The organism is Amycolatopsis sp. NPDC049691 (assembly GCF_040675005.1).
Classification (GTDB): domain Bacteria; phylum Actinomycetota; class Actinomycetes; order Mycobacteriales; family Pseudonocardiaceae; genus Amycolatopsis.
In genome coordinates this window covers 299,779-312,753 of the sequence record NZ_JBFANX010000005.1, presented here as the reverse complement: position 1 = coordinate 312,753, position 12,975 = coordinate 299,779, and the positions used below count along the sequence as shown (strand labels likewise).

Annotated in this window: 15 protein-coding genes; 3 read left to right on the top strand and 12 right to left on the bottom strand. The window is 69.7% G+C overall.

The window, feature by feature from the left end; all coding sequences use genetic code 11:
• Positions 1-25: 25 nt before the first annotated feature.
• Both AB0J40_RS14115 and AB0J40_RS14110 read left to right on the top strand, forming a co-directional pair.
• Positions 26-820, top strand: a complete 795-nt coding sequence (locus AB0J40_RS14115; RefSeq protein WP_364452101.1) for an HAD-IIA family hydrolase — start codon at positions 26-28, stop codon at positions 818-820.
• Between the two features lie 37 nt (positions 821-857).
• Complete coding sequence (locus tag AB0J40_RS14110) at positions 858-1,658, top strand: metallophosphoesterase (protein ID WP_364452098.1); 801 nt, start codon at positions 858-860, stop codon at positions 1,656-1,658.
• On the opposite strand, the gene AB0J40_RS14105 is transcribed toward AB0J40_RS14110, so the two are convergent.
• The 12 genes from AB0J40_RS14105 to AB0J40_RS14050 all read right to left on the bottom strand — a co-directional run bounded on the left by AB0J40_RS14105 (position 1,659) and on the right by AB0J40_RS14050 (position 11,071).
• The gene (locus tag AB0J40_RS14105) at positions 1,659-2,033 is read right to left on the bottom strand and encodes a YccF domain-containing protein (protein ID WP_364452096.1); all 375 of its coding nucleotides are present in this window, start codon (positions 2,031-2,033) and stop codon (positions 1,659-1,661) included.
• Positions 2,033-2,782, bottom strand: coding sequence for a PhzF family phenazine biosynthesis protein (locus AB0J40_RS14100; protein ID WP_364452093.1), 750 nt, complete (start codon positions 2,780-2,782; stop codon positions 2,033-2,035). Before AB0J40_RS14100 ends, AB0J40_RS14105 begins: the two co-directional genes overlap by 1 nt.
• 65 nt (positions 2,783-2,847) lie before the next feature.
• Positions 2,848-4,236 (bottom strand): hypothetical protein, encoded by a 1,389-nt coding sequence (locus AB0J40_RS14095; protein ID WP_364452091.1) that lies wholly within the window; start codon positions 4,234-4,236, stop codon positions 2,848-2,850.
• A 14-nt stretch (positions 4,237-4,250) separates the two neighbouring features.
• On the bottom strand, positions 4,251-4,820 hold the full coding sequence (locus tag AB0J40_RS14090) for a DUF3558 family protein (RefSeq protein ID WP_364452088.1): 570 nt from the start codon (positions 4,818-4,820) through the stop codon (positions 4,251-4,253).
• A complete protein-coding gene (locus tag AB0J40_RS14085; protein ID WP_364452085.1) occupies positions 4,817-5,341 on the bottom strand; it encodes a hypothetical protein in 525 nt (174 codons plus the stop codon). Before AB0J40_RS14085 ends, AB0J40_RS14090 begins: the two co-directional genes overlap by 4 nt.
• Before the next feature lie 44 nt (positions 5,342-5,385).
• Positions 5,386-6,078, bottom strand: a complete 693-nt coding sequence (locus AB0J40_RS14080) for an ESX secretion-associated protein EspG (RefSeq protein WP_364452082.1) — start codon at positions 6,076-6,078, stop codon at positions 5,386-5,388.
• A gap of 33 nt (positions 6,079-6,111) precedes the next feature.
• A complete protein-coding gene (locus AB0J40_RS14075; protein ID WP_364452080.1) occupies positions 6,112-7,305 on the bottom strand; it encodes a hypothetical protein in 1,194 nt (397 codons plus the stop codon).
• The gene (locus tag AB0J40_RS14070; RefSeq protein ID WP_364452078.1) at positions 7,302-7,739 is read right to left on the bottom strand and encodes a hypothetical protein; all 438 of its coding nucleotides are present in this window, start codon (positions 7,737-7,739) and stop codon (positions 7,302-7,304) included. Before AB0J40_RS14070 ends, AB0J40_RS14075 begins: the two co-directional genes overlap by 4 nt.
• Positions 7,736-8,311, bottom strand: coding sequence for a 4Fe-4S single cluster domain-containing protein (locus AB0J40_RS14065; protein WP_364452076.1), 576 nt, complete (start codon positions 8,309-8,311; stop codon positions 7,736-7,738). Before AB0J40_RS14065 ends, AB0J40_RS14070 begins: the two co-directional genes overlap by 4 nt.
• Complete coding sequence (locus AB0J40_RS14060; protein WP_360468238.1) at positions 8,299-8,514, bottom strand: DUF2997 domain-containing protein; 216 nt, start codon at positions 8,512-8,514, stop codon at positions 8,299-8,301. Before AB0J40_RS14060 ends, AB0J40_RS14065 begins: the two co-directional genes overlap by 13 nt.
• Complete coding sequence (locus AB0J40_RS14055) at positions 8,511-10,133, bottom strand: AAA family ATPase (RefSeq protein WP_364452073.1); 1,623 nt, start codon at positions 10,131-10,133, stop codon at positions 8,511-8,513. Before AB0J40_RS14055 ends, AB0J40_RS14060 begins: the two co-directional genes overlap by 4 nt.
• A 38-nt stretch (positions 10,134-10,171) precedes the next feature.
• Complete coding sequence (locus tag AB0J40_RS14050; RefSeq protein WP_364452070.1) at positions 10,172-11,071, bottom strand: hypothetical protein; 900 nt, start codon at positions 11,069-11,071, stop codon at positions 10,172-10,174.
• A 103-nt stretch (positions 11,072-11,174) separates the two neighbouring features.
• On the opposite strand from AB0J40_RS14050, the gene AB0J40_RS14045 reads away from it, so the two are divergent.
• Complete coding sequence (locus AB0J40_RS14045; protein ID WP_364452067.1) at positions 11,175-12,827, top strand: AMP-binding protein; 1,653 nt, start codon at positions 11,175-11,177, stop codon at positions 12,825-12,827.
• Positions 12,828-12,975: the final 148 nt, after the last annotated feature.

The following is a 12,975-nucleotide window of genomic DNA, read 5'->3' as shown; positions in this document are numbered from 1 at the left end:
CTCGCGCGCGTGATAGGTTCCGCGCATGAACGAACGCCGGTGGACGTATCTCTCCGACATGGACGGCGTCCTGGTCAAGGAGGAGCACCTCGTCCCCGGGGCCGACGAGTTCCTCGCCGAGCTGAAGGCGAACGGCATCGACTTCCTGGTGCTGACGAACAACTCGATCTACACCCCGCGCGACCTGCGCGCCCGGCTGGAGCGCACCGGGCTGGACATCCCGGAGGAGTCGATCTGGACCTCGGCGCTGGCGACCGCGAAGTTCCTCTCGTCGCAGCGGCCGAACGGCTCGGCGTACGTCATCGGCGAAGCGGGCCTCACGACGGCGCTGCACGAGGTCGGCTACGTCCTGACCGAGCGCGACCCGGACTACGTCGTGCTCGGCGAGACCCGCACGTACAGCTTCAGCGCGATCACGCGGGCGATCCGGCTGATCGAGGGCGGGGCGAAGTTCATCGCGACCAACCCCGACGCGACCGGCCCGAGCCTGGAGGGCTCGATGCCCGCCACCGGGTCCGTCGCGGCCCTGATCGAGAAGGCCACCGGCCGCTCGCCGTACTACGTCGGCAAGCCGAACCCGCTGATGATGCGCTCGGCGTTGCGCCGGTTGGGTGCGCATTCGGAGTCGACGCTGATGATCGGCGACCGGATGGACACCGACGTGCACTCCGGCATCGAGGCCGGCCTGCAGACGATCCTGGTGCTCACCGGCATATCCACCCGGGAGTCGGCCGAACGCTATCCGTATCGGCCCACACTGGTGATCGACTCGGTCGCTGACCTGATCGGGCGGACCCTGGACCCGTTCGGCGAAGGCTGACCACCGGCCGGGTGGGCGAAGGGCTTATCGTCACCGGATGAGCAAGTCGACGTACGTGGTCGGCGACGTCCACGGACACCGGGACGAGCTGGTCGAAGCGCTGAGAGCCGAGGGCCTGGTCGACGACGAGGACAACTGGTCGGGAGAAGACGACGAGTTGTGGTTCCTCGGCGACTTCGTCGACCGCGGCCCGGACGGCGTCGGCGCGATCGACCTCGTCATGCGGCTCGAGGCGCAGGCGGCCGAGGCCGGCGGCCAGGTCCAGACGCTGCTGGGCAACCACGAGATCCTGGCGCTGGGGATGTACCACTTCGGCGACGAGCCGGTGCCGTCCGACTTCGGCCCGCGCAGCTTCGCCCGCAGCTGGGAGATCAACGGCGGTCTGCTGTCGGACCAGGACCGGCTGACCCCGGAGCACATCGAGTGGCTTTCGCAGCGTCCGCTGGCGGCGCTGGCGGCCGACCACCTGCTCCTGCACTCGGACACGCTGGAGTACCTGGACTGGGGGTCCACGGTCCCGGAGATCAACGAGGCGGCAGCCGACATCCTGGCCGGCTCGGACATCGAGGCGTGGTGGGACGTCTGGCGCCGGATGACCACGCGGTACGCGTTCCGCGGCCCGGACGGCGAGGAGAACGCGCAGAAGCTCATGGACGCCCTCGGCGGGATCCGGATCGTGCACGGGCACAGCGTGATCGCCGACCAGCTCGGCATCCACCCGACGCAGATCGAGGGGCCGTTCCTGTACGCGGGCGGCAAGGCGCTGGGCGTCGACGGCGGGTTGTTCGTCGGCGGGCCGTGCCTGGTGGTGCGGCTGCCGTACGAGCCGGAGTCGTGATCAGGGGATCTCGACGATCTCCTTGCCGAGCGGCATGAGGGACACCGGGATCATCTTGAAGTTCGCCACGCCCAGCGGGATGCCGATGATGGTGACGCACAGGGCGATGCCGGTGAAGACGTGGCCGATGGCCAGCCAGAGCCCGGCGAAGATGAACCAGATGACGTTGCCGACGAAGGACGCGGCGCCGGCGTCGCGACGATCGACGACCGTGCGGCCGAACGGCCAGAGCGCGTAGCGCGCGATCCGGAACGACGCCAGCCCGAACGGGATGGTGACGATCAGGACGCAGCAGATCACGCCGGCGACCAGGTAGCCCAGGGCCATCCAGAAGCCGCACAGGACGAGCCAGATGATGTTCAGCAGCGTGCGCATCAGACGTGCAGCTCCCCACTCACGACGGTGACGGCCTGGCCGGCGAGGTGGACGCGGTCGCCGTCCTGGCGGGTCCGGACCACCCCGCCGCGCTGGGAGACCTGGTGGCCGGTGAGCTCGGTTTTCTGGAGCTTCTCGGACCAGTACGGCGACAGGATGCAGTGGGCCGAGCCGGTGACGGGGTCTTCGTCGATGCCGACACCCGGCGCGAAGAAGCGGCTGACGTAGTCGTCACCCTTCGCGGTGACCAGCAGCCGTCCGGTCCAGGTGTTTTTGAGCTTGGCGAGGTCGGGTTCGAGTTTTTTGACCGTTTCGGCGTCCTTGAGGACGGCGAAGAGGTTCTCGACGCCACGTCCGACGTACTCGATCTCGACGCCGGGCAGGATCTCGGAGAGGTCGTCGTCGGTCGGGGTCGGCGGGTCGGAGGGGAAGTCCAGCTCGACCCAGCCGTCGTTCGCTTTGGCGCGCAGTTCGCCGCTCTTGGTGGTGTAGGTCTGTTCGCCGCCGAGAACGTGGGTGGCGGCGACGGTGGCGTGCCCGCACAGCGCGACCTCGACGGCCGGGGTGAACCACCGCAGCGACTTGGGACCTTCGTCGGTGGTGACGACGAAGGCGGTCTCGGCGTGCTTCATTTCGGTGGCGACGGCCTGCATCCAGGTGGGGTCGGCAGGCTCGTCGAGAAGGACGACCCCGGCGGGGTTCCCGGCGAAGGCCCGGTCGGTGAAGGCGTCGACGACGAAGAAGCGCATGCTCCCAATGTAGCCCGCGACCTCGGCGGGTTGATCATTTCTCCGGGAGATTCCGGGGTTGTCCCTTACGTCTCCCCGATGGTGGGCTTGACGATCTTTTCGCCATCGGGGCCGCGTTCGGGCTTGAGGTCGAAGACGTCCTCGTCGACGGCGTACTTGTTCTTGTGTTCCTTGTCGTCTTCCTTCTTCTTGCCGGCACCGGCCCCGGCAGCACCCGAGCTTGAGCCTTTGCCCTTGGCAGCCGCAGCAGCGGTGGCTCCGCGTTCGAGCCGTTCCCCAGGCGCCTTTCCGCCGGTCTTGCCGCCTTCGGCTGTTTCTTTCGGGCCACCGGTGAGGCCGCCCCCGGAGACTCGCGAGCCGGCGAACCCACTCCCGGCGCGTCCGACGCCGGATTTGCCGCGGACGGTGTCCCCGCCTGCGGGAGTGCTGCCGGCGGTGGTGCCGGGCATGGCGAGGCCGTCGGGAGTCATGCGCGGGAAGCCGCTGGGGGCGGGGGTGGCGCGGAAGTTCGTGTTGCCACCGGCGAAGTTGTTGCCGGCGCCACTGGTGACGCCCGGCTGCACGAAGTTCGGCGGGGTGGTGCCGGGCGGTGTCACGCCGGGTGGGGTGGTGCCGCCCGGGATGTAGCTGCCGCCGATGCCTGTGGTGCCGCCTCCGATGGTGGGGGTGCCGGTGAAGCTGGTGCTGCTGGTGCCGTGGAAGCCGGAGACGGAGGTGGAGTCGCCGTTCCCGAGTTGCGGGGGAGGCGCGTAAGTGGGCTGGCTGCTGGCGGTTTCGTGGTAGGTGCTGTCGAGGTTCTGCAGAACCTGAACGGCTTGCTGGTGCGCGGCATCGGCTTGTTGTTGTTTGGCTTGGATGCCGGCCATGGTGCTGCTCATGCCGATGAGGTTGCCGGAGTTGTACTGCTGCTTGGCCTTGTCGAGCTCGGCTTGCTGATCGAAGCCGGTGGGCTCGGGCATGTTGGTCTTGGCGTAATGGGCAGCGGCGGACTGCTGGGAGTAGTGGTTCGACATGAGCTGCATGGCGTTGCCAGTCTGCTCAGTGTGTCCAGCGGTCGTTTGGAAAAAGCCGTTCGCCTGCTCGGCGGCGGGGCCCTGCCAAGAACCTCCGGCAGCGGTCGCGGCGTCGCGGAACTGGTTCGAAGCATCGGCCAGCCAGTTGCCGTAGACGTTTGTCACCAGGCTGCGCTCGTTGATCCCCTCGATGTCGAGGTCTTTGTGGACCATGTCGTACAGCGCCTCGTGCGGCCTGTTCGCGTAGTTGTCCCCGGGGGTCGGCGAGTCCCCGCGCAGGGTTTGCCCCTCCTGCAGGAGTTTCCCTTGGGCGACCGAGTAGTCCGACGCTGCCCTCTGGCTCAGTTGCTGGGCGTTGCTGTTGCCGTCGAGCTTCTGTGCGGTGGCCGCGTAGTAGTCACCCTCGGACTGGCGGTGCTGCGCCCGGTGCGGCTGACTCATGGCAGAACTCCGTCTCAGTTGGTCTTGGGCAGCTGTGTCTCGACCTTCGGAGCGACTTCTTCGACGAGCTTGCAAGAGGCTTGGGTGTCCCCACCGGAAGCAACGAGTACCTGAGCGCGAGAGGTCGGTTTGACCTCCAGCCACACCCCGCACTGGCCCGCCACGTTCAACGGGTCACGTTCTTCGATCGCGGGCCGGCCGTTCACGTTGCCCTCGCTCGCCTGACTCGGGTTGCCGACGTTGTCGCGGTACCCCCGCCCGGGCTGAAGCGAAACCGCGACATCGGCGCCCTGGCTGCTCACAGTCGAAGGCTTGGAGGCGCGGCAGCTCTCTTTGGCGTCTGCGACCGTGGGAACAGCTTTGGGAAAATCCAACCCTTCGAGCGCCTGATCGAGGATCGTGCACGGGTTCAAGCCCGCGAAAGGATTGTCGGGATCGATGCTCTCGCTGCCGGTCGTCGGCGCCGACGTTCCGGTCTGAGACGAGCTGGGTGCCGCCTGACCACCGACCTGGTCGGTACAGGCGGTGAGGCTGAAGGCGAAAGCCAGGATGGCCACCGCGATCGAAACGCGTCGTGCGGTCACTGCGCCTGCAGCCCCTTGTTCAGCTGGGAGAAGGTCATGGTGTGCGCGTCCTCGGTTTCACGGTAGTTCTTGCGCGCGATCACCATGGCTTCGCGTGCTTGCCGGACGCCGTCACGCATCTTCATGAGGTTGGGAAGCAGCGAGTCGCCTTCACCGTCGGCCACCTTCACGTTGAAGACAGCAACAGCCTTGGCGTAGTCGCTGCCGCCCATCCGGGCTTTCTCCGCCAGGATCCGAAGATCGACGATCATCCGGTCGCAGCCGTCCAGGAAGAAGTCGCAGGCTTTCATGTACGCCTGAAAGCCTTCTTCGTTGACGGCGAACTGGCCGCCTTCGGCGAGGGTCTTGAGTCGGTTGCCGGCGTCGCTGGCCTGCTGTGCGGACTCCGAACTCACCGGTTCGGTAAGCAGCCCGGAGATGAAGTTCGACCCGGCATCACCGGCAGCAGGTGGGGGTGTGAACGACCCCGGCGCGCCGAACTGTGAACCACCCATGACGCCCTCCCAGTCGTCCTCCGCCACCCTGCGTGGCCCTCTCGCACTGTACTAGTGACGAACCGCCCGCGTCAGTGGTTCCGGCCACGCTCCAGCAGCCACGTGCGCAGGTGAGAACCATCCGATGGGATGAACCGGACCCGGGTTTCGCCGCCCGGCAGGGACTCGCTGAACATCAGGAACCGGCCGCCCTCGTTGTCCACGAACGTCACCGTCCCCACCGGCTTCAACGACCCCGAAGAGCGGACGGACAACTCGAACGTCCCGTACCGGTGCAGGGGCCACGCCGAGAACTCCGTCGCCGCGTCCGTGTCGCGGCGGGTGCCCGGCTCGATGAACGTCAGCTCGGCCAGCGGGACCGGGCGGTACGCCGGGAGCATGCCCACCACCAGGTCGACCAGCCGGTCCGGGCGGGTCTGGGCGAACAGGATCTCCTCGCCCGCCAGCTCCGAGAACACCCCCAGCCCGTGGCCGATCGCCGCGCGGTAGAACACCTGGCGGCTCTCCTCCGCCGCGCGGACGATGACCAGCACGTCCGGCTGGGTCCACGCCCGCAGCGTCTGCTCCACCTCGATGTCCAGCTTGTCCGGACCCGCCAGGCCGCGCGCCCGCATGGACTCCCACGAAGCCGCCGCGATGCGCTCGTTCTCGGCCAGCGTGCGGCCCGGGCTGCGGATCTCGAACGGGTGCCAGTTCGCCGGAAGGCCGGTACGCCGGACCGCCGTGTCGACCTCAGCCAGGCCCAGTGAGAATTCCTCCGGCACGTCCCCGAGCGTAGCGGAACGGCCACCCCGCGCTCAGATGTCGAGCTGCCGCACGCCCGTCTCGCGGAATGTCACCCGGCCGGCCGTCGCCTGTTTGCGCAAGCGGACGATTTCGTGCGGCTGTAACCCGACCGCGACGCCGAACGCTTCCACGTCCGGGAACCCGCCCTGCCGCCGACGCAGCTCCAGCGCCTTCGTCACCTGCTCCGGCGAAAGCACCCGCGCCAGCTCCGGCCCGGAAGCCGAGTTGACGTCCAAAAGCGGCGGAGCAGGCGAAGGCGGCGGAGCCAGCGCGACGGCGTCCGCGGGAACGTAAGCCTCGATCGTGTCGTTTTGCCGCAGATCGCGGTACGCCAACCCGACCGTGAACGTCCGCGCCCCGCCGTTCGTCGGCGCCGCGACCCCGCCGCTGGCCAGCGACAGGATCCGCAGGTCCGACGCCACGACCGTGCTCCGCTCGTTGAACGTCGTCCCGGCCGGCCGCAGCACCCGCGCCCGCGTGCCGACGGTGAACAGCGATGCGCGCCCCTCCGGCACCTCGACCGCCGCCACCACCGAACCGCCGGCCAGGTCGCTCACCCCGTGCACCACGGCGACGCCCTCGCGTCGTTCCAGGTGGTCGTGCGCAGGCTCGTGGAACGCCGTCAGCGTGTCGCCCGCCATGGGCGGCACGTCGCACTGGAAGCCCAGCAGCACCGTGCCCTGCTGCCCGGTCCGCAGCTCCGGAACCGGCCCCGGGCCGAACAGCCCGAGCACCCGCATCGGCTGGCCGCCGCGCGACAGCGTGACCAGGGAACCGAACCGCAGGACCCCGTCCCGGACGACCACCTGGACGTGGAACCCGGTCAGCTGGTCGTAGCCCGGCGCGACGACCTGGGCAACCGAGTCCTGCCGGCTCAAGTCGGGACCGACCTGGTCGTCGGTGTACAGCTCCAGCGAGTCGCCGCGGCCGAGGCCCGCCCACCCGGCCGCGACGTAGACGTCCTTGACGAACCCGGCGTCGGTCACCGGTTCGACCTCGCTGGAGAAGAACTTCTTCCGCACCATGATCCCGAGGCGCAGGTTGTCGGCCAGGACGCGGTCGCGCCGCAGCAGCCGCGCGCGGGCGCCGCGGACCGCGCGTCCCACGCTGACCTGCCCGCCGGGCAGTTCCCCGAGGCCGGGAACGGTGACCGAGTCGTGGAGCGCCTTGCCGAACTCGACCAGCCCGACCCTGACCTCGGTCACGACGTGGCGGCCAGCGTGACGCTGATCGACTGGTCGGCGTTGACGCGCTCGGACTCGACGACCATGCCGGACCGCGCCGCGCGCTCCTTGAGCCGCGCGAGCACCGAGCGCTGCACCTCCGCCGCGTACGCCTCGTCGACCGACAGCACCAGCCGCTGGGCCTCGGCTTCGGCCAGCCCGGGGCCGTCGACGTGCGCCAGCTGGACGCCGTCCGGGCCGTAGACGAACGTGATCCGCCGGCCCTCCCACGCGGCGACGACGGAGTTGCCGTCGTCGGTCACCTGCGCCCGCAGTCCGGTGAGCGCACGGGAAAGGAGGTCGCGGTGGCGCATCCGGGTCCGCACGGTGACCACGCCGGCCTGCGTGTGCGCGGCGATCGTGGCGGCGTTGAGCTGGGCCAGCGCCTCGCTGCGCAGCTTGAGCGTGACACTCATCGGGGATCCCTTTCGAGCAGCGCTTCGAGTACTTCGGTGGTGGCGAAGCCGTTCAGCTCGATCGCGCCTTCGGGCGAGATCGTCAGTTCCAGCCGGTTCGGGGTGGTGAAGATCGACTCGTCGTAGCGGTCGGTCAGGAAGTGGAACCGCTGGTTGGCCGAGCCGACCCACGGGCGCGACGGCTCCGGCCGGTCGGCCAGGAACGGCCCGTCCACCAGCAGGTCCGTCGAGCCCAGCAGCCGAGACGGCGGCAGGTCCTCCAGGACGTGCCCGGTGAACGTCATCACCGAAAGACCCGCCGAGCGCACCGCGGCGGCGAACTCGCCCAGCGGCTCTGCCTGGTCGAACGGCTCGCCGCCGAGCAGCGTGACGCCCTCGACGCCGTCGATGTCCAGAACGCGCGACACCAGGTCCCGCCAGTGCAGAAGAGTGCCGCCGCGGGTCGTCCACGTCTGCGGGTTGAAGCAGCCCGGGCAGCGCACCGAGCAGCCCTGCGTCCACACCGCGCACCGCAGGCCGGGACCTTCGGCCGCGGTGACGTCGACGATCCGGTGGAGGTTCAGGAGTTCCATTGCGACTGCTGCTGCGAAGCCGTGTTCTCCGCCGAAGCCGACGTGCGCCGGTAGTCCTCGGTGAACTCCGACGTCACGGTCTCCGCGCCGAGCAGGTCTTCGAGCAGCGGGATGTAGTCGAGGCACTTGGACCCGGTCACGCCGTGCGTTTCGGCGCTGATCGAGCCGTCCTTGCCGATGGTGACGGTCACGCGGTGCGTCATACGTCGATCGTCCTTCCCCTCGGGGACTCCGGCTGCGGTGGTGCGACGGGAGCCTCGACGACGTCGCCGGAAGTGTCCGTCGCCGCGACGGCCCGGGTCTCCGCCCAGTTCCGGATGGCCAGGATTTCGTCGGCCTGGGTGACCGACAGCGGCACGGTCGACTTCACCGCCCGCACGAGATCGTCGCGGCGCAGCGGGCGTTTCTCGGCGAACGCGTCGACCAGGCCGGCCAGCACGGCCTGCTCGATCTCGGCGCCGCTGTAGCCCGCGCTGACGTCGGCGAGCTCGGCGAACAGCGCGTCGTCGAGGCGCAGTTCGCTCGCCACGAACGCGTCGGTGACGCGCTTGCGCAGGTGGATCCGCCAGATCGCGGCGCGCTCGGGCCCGGAAGGCAGGTCGACGAAGAAGATCTCGTCGAAGCGGCCCTTGCGGAGGAACTCCGGCGGCAGCGAGTCGACCTGGTTCGCGGTGGCCATCACGAACACCGGCGCCGACTTCTCCTGCATCCACGACAGGAACGTGCCGAACACGCGCCGCGCGGTGCCGCCGTCGCCACCGCCGCCCGAGCCGGCCAGGCCCTTCTCGATCTCGTCGACCCACAGCACGCACGGCGCGATGCCCTCCGCGGTGCGGATGACCGTGCGGATGTTCTTCTCGCTCGAGCCCACGAGCCCGGCGAAGACGCGGCCGAGGTCCAGCCGCAGCAGCGGCAGCCGCCACATGTTCGCGACGCACACCGCGGACAGGCTCTTGCCGCAGCCGGGCACGCCGGTGAGCAGCAGGCCCTTCGGCGCGGCGAGGTTGTACGCCGACGCGGCGGGCGTCCAGGTGCCGGTGCGCTTGGTGAGCCACCGCTTGAGCCGGTCGAGGCCGCCGACGGCGTCGAAGCTCGTTTCCGCCGGCACGATGTCGAGCATCCCGGACCGCCGGACGGCCTGGCGCTTCTCGGCGAGGATCAGCTCGAGGTCACTCGGGTCGAGGCCGCCGCCCTCGACGAGCGCCCTGGCGAACGCGTTCTCGGCTTCGGGCAGCGTGAGGCCGCGCGCGGCGGCGACGATCATGTCCCGGTCGTCGCGGTCGATGCTGATCCGGACGTTCTGCCGGTGCGCGGCGACCATGCCGTCCAGCAGTTCGCCGATCTGGCGCTGGTCGGGGAGCGGGAAGTCGACGACGGTGGCGTCGTGCTCCAGCTCCGGCGGCACGGGCAGCGACGGCGACACCAGGATGAGGCTGAGCGGCACGGGCCGCGTCTTGAACGCGGCGGCGAGCTCCCGCAGCCGCCGGACGACGTCGGGATCGGGCCGGTGGCCGCCTTCGGAGACCAGCGACGGGTGCAGGTCGGCGAAGACGAAGACGGCGGGCTCGCCCCAGCCGTAGATCCGTTCGAGCGCCGCGGCCGCGCTGCGGGTCTCACTGATCGGCGGGCCGCCGGCGGGCGCCAGCCCGGTGGTCGACGACCAGACGTACACGCGCCGCGGCGTGCGGAGGCGCTGCTGGTCCTCCGCGACCGCGCGGATCTCCCGCAGCACCCGCTGCTCTTCGTGCGTCTCGACGACCAGCAGCGGGTAGCGCGCCTGCAGCAGCTGGGTCAGCTCGTCGCGAAACCCCTGGCCGGCCATCGATCGCCCCCCTCGAAGTCCGTTCGGACCTTACCAACTCACGCGCCGACGACGAGCACCTCGTAGGTCGGGCTGGTGGGCGGGTAGCCGCTGTAGATGTGGGAGTTGACGACGGCGAGCCGGTCGCCGATCTTCGCCGCCGAAACCGGCTGGTCGAAGAGCGGGTCGGTGATCGTGCCGGCGGGCACGGCGTGGCTCAAGGCGCCGTCGAGGCACCACCGGGTGATCTTGTCGTCGAGCTGGACCGCCCAGAGCCGGTGCCCCTCCAGCACGAGGCTGACCACGTTCGGCGCGGTCAGGCCCGCGATCTCCGTGCTGGCGCCGGTGCGCGGGTCGATCGTGTAGACCTTGCCGGGCGTCGTGGCGGCCACCAGCAGCGTGTCGCCGGACGGCGTGGCGATGACGTCGTTCATGAAGAAGTCGTCCGGGGAGCCGCCCGCGCCCGGCCCGGTCACCGGCAGGGTCCGCGGCACCCCGAGCCGGCCGGCCACGACCGGCACGAAGAACAGCTGCGGGTGGTAGGAGTCGGTGAACCACGCGCCCTGCGGGGTCACGGCCACGTCGTTGACGTAGGACGTCCGCGGGTCGCCGAAGGTGAAGTCCGCGACCTTCGCCTTGGTGCGGACGTCGTAGACGTAGGCCTTGCCGCCCGCCCCGCCGGCGACGAACAGCAGGTCGTGGCGCCGGTCGAGGTCCACCCCGGCGGCCGTCGTCCCGGGCGGCGCCTCGATGAAGCGCTCGGCGGTGCCGCGCTTGACGTCCTCGCGGAAGATCGTGCCGGCGACGAGGTCGCCGGTGTAGTAGGTGCCGCCGCCGGCCGGGGTGATGCCTTCGGCGGACCTGGCGCCGGGCAGCACGATCACCCGCGTCGCCGCCGACGCCGGTACGGCCGGCGCGAGCAGCAGGATCGCCGCGGTCAATGCCAGGATTCGTCGCATCGGGTTCCCTCCCTCTTCCCCGGAGGATCCTGCCATTGAGCTGGCTGATCAGGCACCTGGTTCCTAGACTCGGCGGCAGTCACCGCCGACTTCAGGAGGCACCATGCCTGACGCGCCCGCCCTGCCGAGTTACGCCTCGGGGACGTCGCAGGTCCCGCTGCTCGGGGACACCATCGGCGACAACTTCGACCGGACGGTCGCGGCGTTCGGCGACCGCGACGCCCTCGTCGACCGCACCGCCGGGCGCCGGTGGACCTACCGGGAGCTGGCCGCCGAGGTCGACGCCCTGGCGCTGGGGCTGGTGGCGCGGGGGATCGGCAAGGGCGACCGGGTGGGGATCTGGTCGCCGAACCGGGCGGAGTGGACGTTCCTGCAGTACGCGACGGCGAAGATCGGCGCGATCCTGGTCAACATCAACCCCGCCTACCGGTCGCACGAGCTGGAGTACGTGCTCAACCAGGCCGGGATCCGGCTGCTGGTCGCTTCCGACGCGTTCAAGACCTCCGACTACCCGGCCATGGTCGAGGAAGTCCGGGAAAAGTGCGCGGCGCTGGAGCACGTGGTGATCCTCGGCGGGCCGGACTGGCAGGCCCTGATGGCGGCGGGCGGGGACCCGGCGCAGCTGAAGCACCTGCAGGCCGGGTTGTCGGCCGACGACCCGATCAACATCCAGTACACGTCGGGCACGACCGGGTTCCCGAAGGGCGCGACCCTGTCCCACCACAACATCCTCAACAACGGGTTCTTCGTCGGGGAGCTGTGCAACTACACCGAGGCGGACCGGGTGTGCATCCCGGTGCCCTTCTACCACTGCTTCGGCATGGTGATGGGCAACCTCGCGTGCACCAGCCACGGTGCGTGCATGGTGATCCCGGCGCCGGCGTTCGATCCGAAAGCGACGCTCGAAGCGGTGGCGGCCGAGCGGTGCACGTCGCTCTACGGCGTGCCGACGATGTTCATCGCCGAGCTGAACCACCCGGACTTCGCGAGCTTCGACCTGTCCTCGCTGCGCACCGGGATCATGGCGGGCTCGCCGTGCCCGGTCGAGGTGATGAAGCAGGTCATCGACCGGATGGGCATGGGTGAGGTGTCCATCTGCTACGGCATGACCGAGACGTCGCCGGTGTCGACGCAGACCCGCGCGGACGACTCGATCGAGCGTCGCGTGTCGACGGTCGGGCGGGTCGGGCCGCACCTGGAGGTCAAGGTCGTCGACCCGGAGACCGGGCTGACCGTGCCGCGCGGCGAGCCGGGCGAGCTGTGCACCCGCGGGTACTCGGTGATGCTCGGGTACTGGGAGCAGCCGGACAAGACGGCGGAAGCGATCGACAAGGCGCGCTGGATGCACACGGGCGACCTGGCGGTCATGGACGGCGACGGCTACCTCAACATCACCGGCCGCATCAAGGACATGGTCATCCGCGGCGGGGAAAACCTGTACCCGCGCGAGATCGAGGAGTTCCTCTACACGCACCCGGACATCCTCGACGCGCAGGTCATCGGCGTCCCGGACGAGAAGTACGGCGAAGAGCTGATGGCGTGGATCCGGATGCGCGAAGGCGCGGAGCCGCTGACCGCGGAGAAGGTGCGCGAGTTCTGCGAAGGCAAGCTGGCGCGCTACAAGGTCCCGCGGTACGTGCACGTCGTCGAGGAGTTCCCGATGACGGTGACGGGCAAGGTCCGCAAGGTGGAGATGCGCGAGAAGTCGATCAGCCTGCTGGGCTTGGAAAAGGCGGCGGCGACCAAGCACGCCTAAACCGCGCGGGACGTCCGCGCGTTGTCCCTTCGCGACTTCGCGAAGGGAGGCGAGTGATGATCACCCTCGGCTGGGATTGGTGAGACGTGGTGGGGGCCCCTCCCGGAGGGGGGCCCCCCCCCGACACGAAACCCCCCCCGCCCCCGGC

What these genes read in the sequence shown, in the direction of transcription:
- AB0J40_RS14050 (WP_364452070.1), bottom strand. Translation starts at nt 11,071, where the DNA reads ATGCGACGAATCCTGGCATTGACCGCGGCGATCCTGCTGCTCGCGCCG.
- AB0J40_RS14115 (WP_364452101.1), top strand. Translation starts at nt 26, where the DNA reads ATGAACGAACGCCGGTGGACGTATCTCTCCGACATGGACGGCGTCCTG.
- AB0J40_RS14100 (WP_364452093.1), bottom strand. Translation starts at nt 2,782, where the DNA reads ATGCGCTTCTTCGTCGTCGACGCCTTCACCGACCGGGCCTTCGCCGGG.
- AB0J40_RS14060 (WP_360468238.1), bottom strand. Translation starts at nt 8,514, where the DNA reads ATGACGCACCGCGTGACCGTCACCATCGGCAAGGACGGCTCGATCAGC.
- AB0J40_RS14110 (WP_364452098.1), top strand. Translation starts at nt 858, where the DNA reads ATGAGCAAGTCGACGTACGTGGTCGGCGACGTCCACGGACACCGGGAC.
- AB0J40_RS14070 (WP_364452078.1), bottom strand. Translation starts at nt 7,739, where the DNA reads ATGAGTGTCACGCTCAAGCTGCGCAGCGAGGCGCTGGCCCAGCTCAAC.
- AB0J40_RS14065 (WP_364452076.1), bottom strand. Translation starts at nt 8,311, where the DNA reads ATGGAACTCCTGAACCTCCACCGGATCGTCGACGTCACCGCGGCCGAA.
- AB0J40_RS14045 (WP_364452067.1), top strand. Translation starts at nt 11,175, where the DNA reads ATGCCTGACGCGCCCGCCCTGCCGAGTTACGCCTCGGGGACGTCGCAG.
- AB0J40_RS14055 (WP_364452073.1), bottom strand. Translation starts at nt 10,133, where the DNA reads ATGGCCGGCCAGGGGTTTCGCGACGAGCTGACCCAGCTGCTGCAGGCG.
- AB0J40_RS14095 (WP_364452091.1), bottom strand. Translation starts at nt 4,236, where the DNA reads ATGAGTCAGCCGCACCGGGCGCAGCACCGCCAGTCCGAGGGTGACTAC.
- AB0J40_RS14105 (WP_364452096.1), bottom strand. Translation starts at nt 2,033, where the DNA reads ATGCGCACGCTGCTGAACATCATCTGGCTCGTCCTGTGCGGCTTCTGG.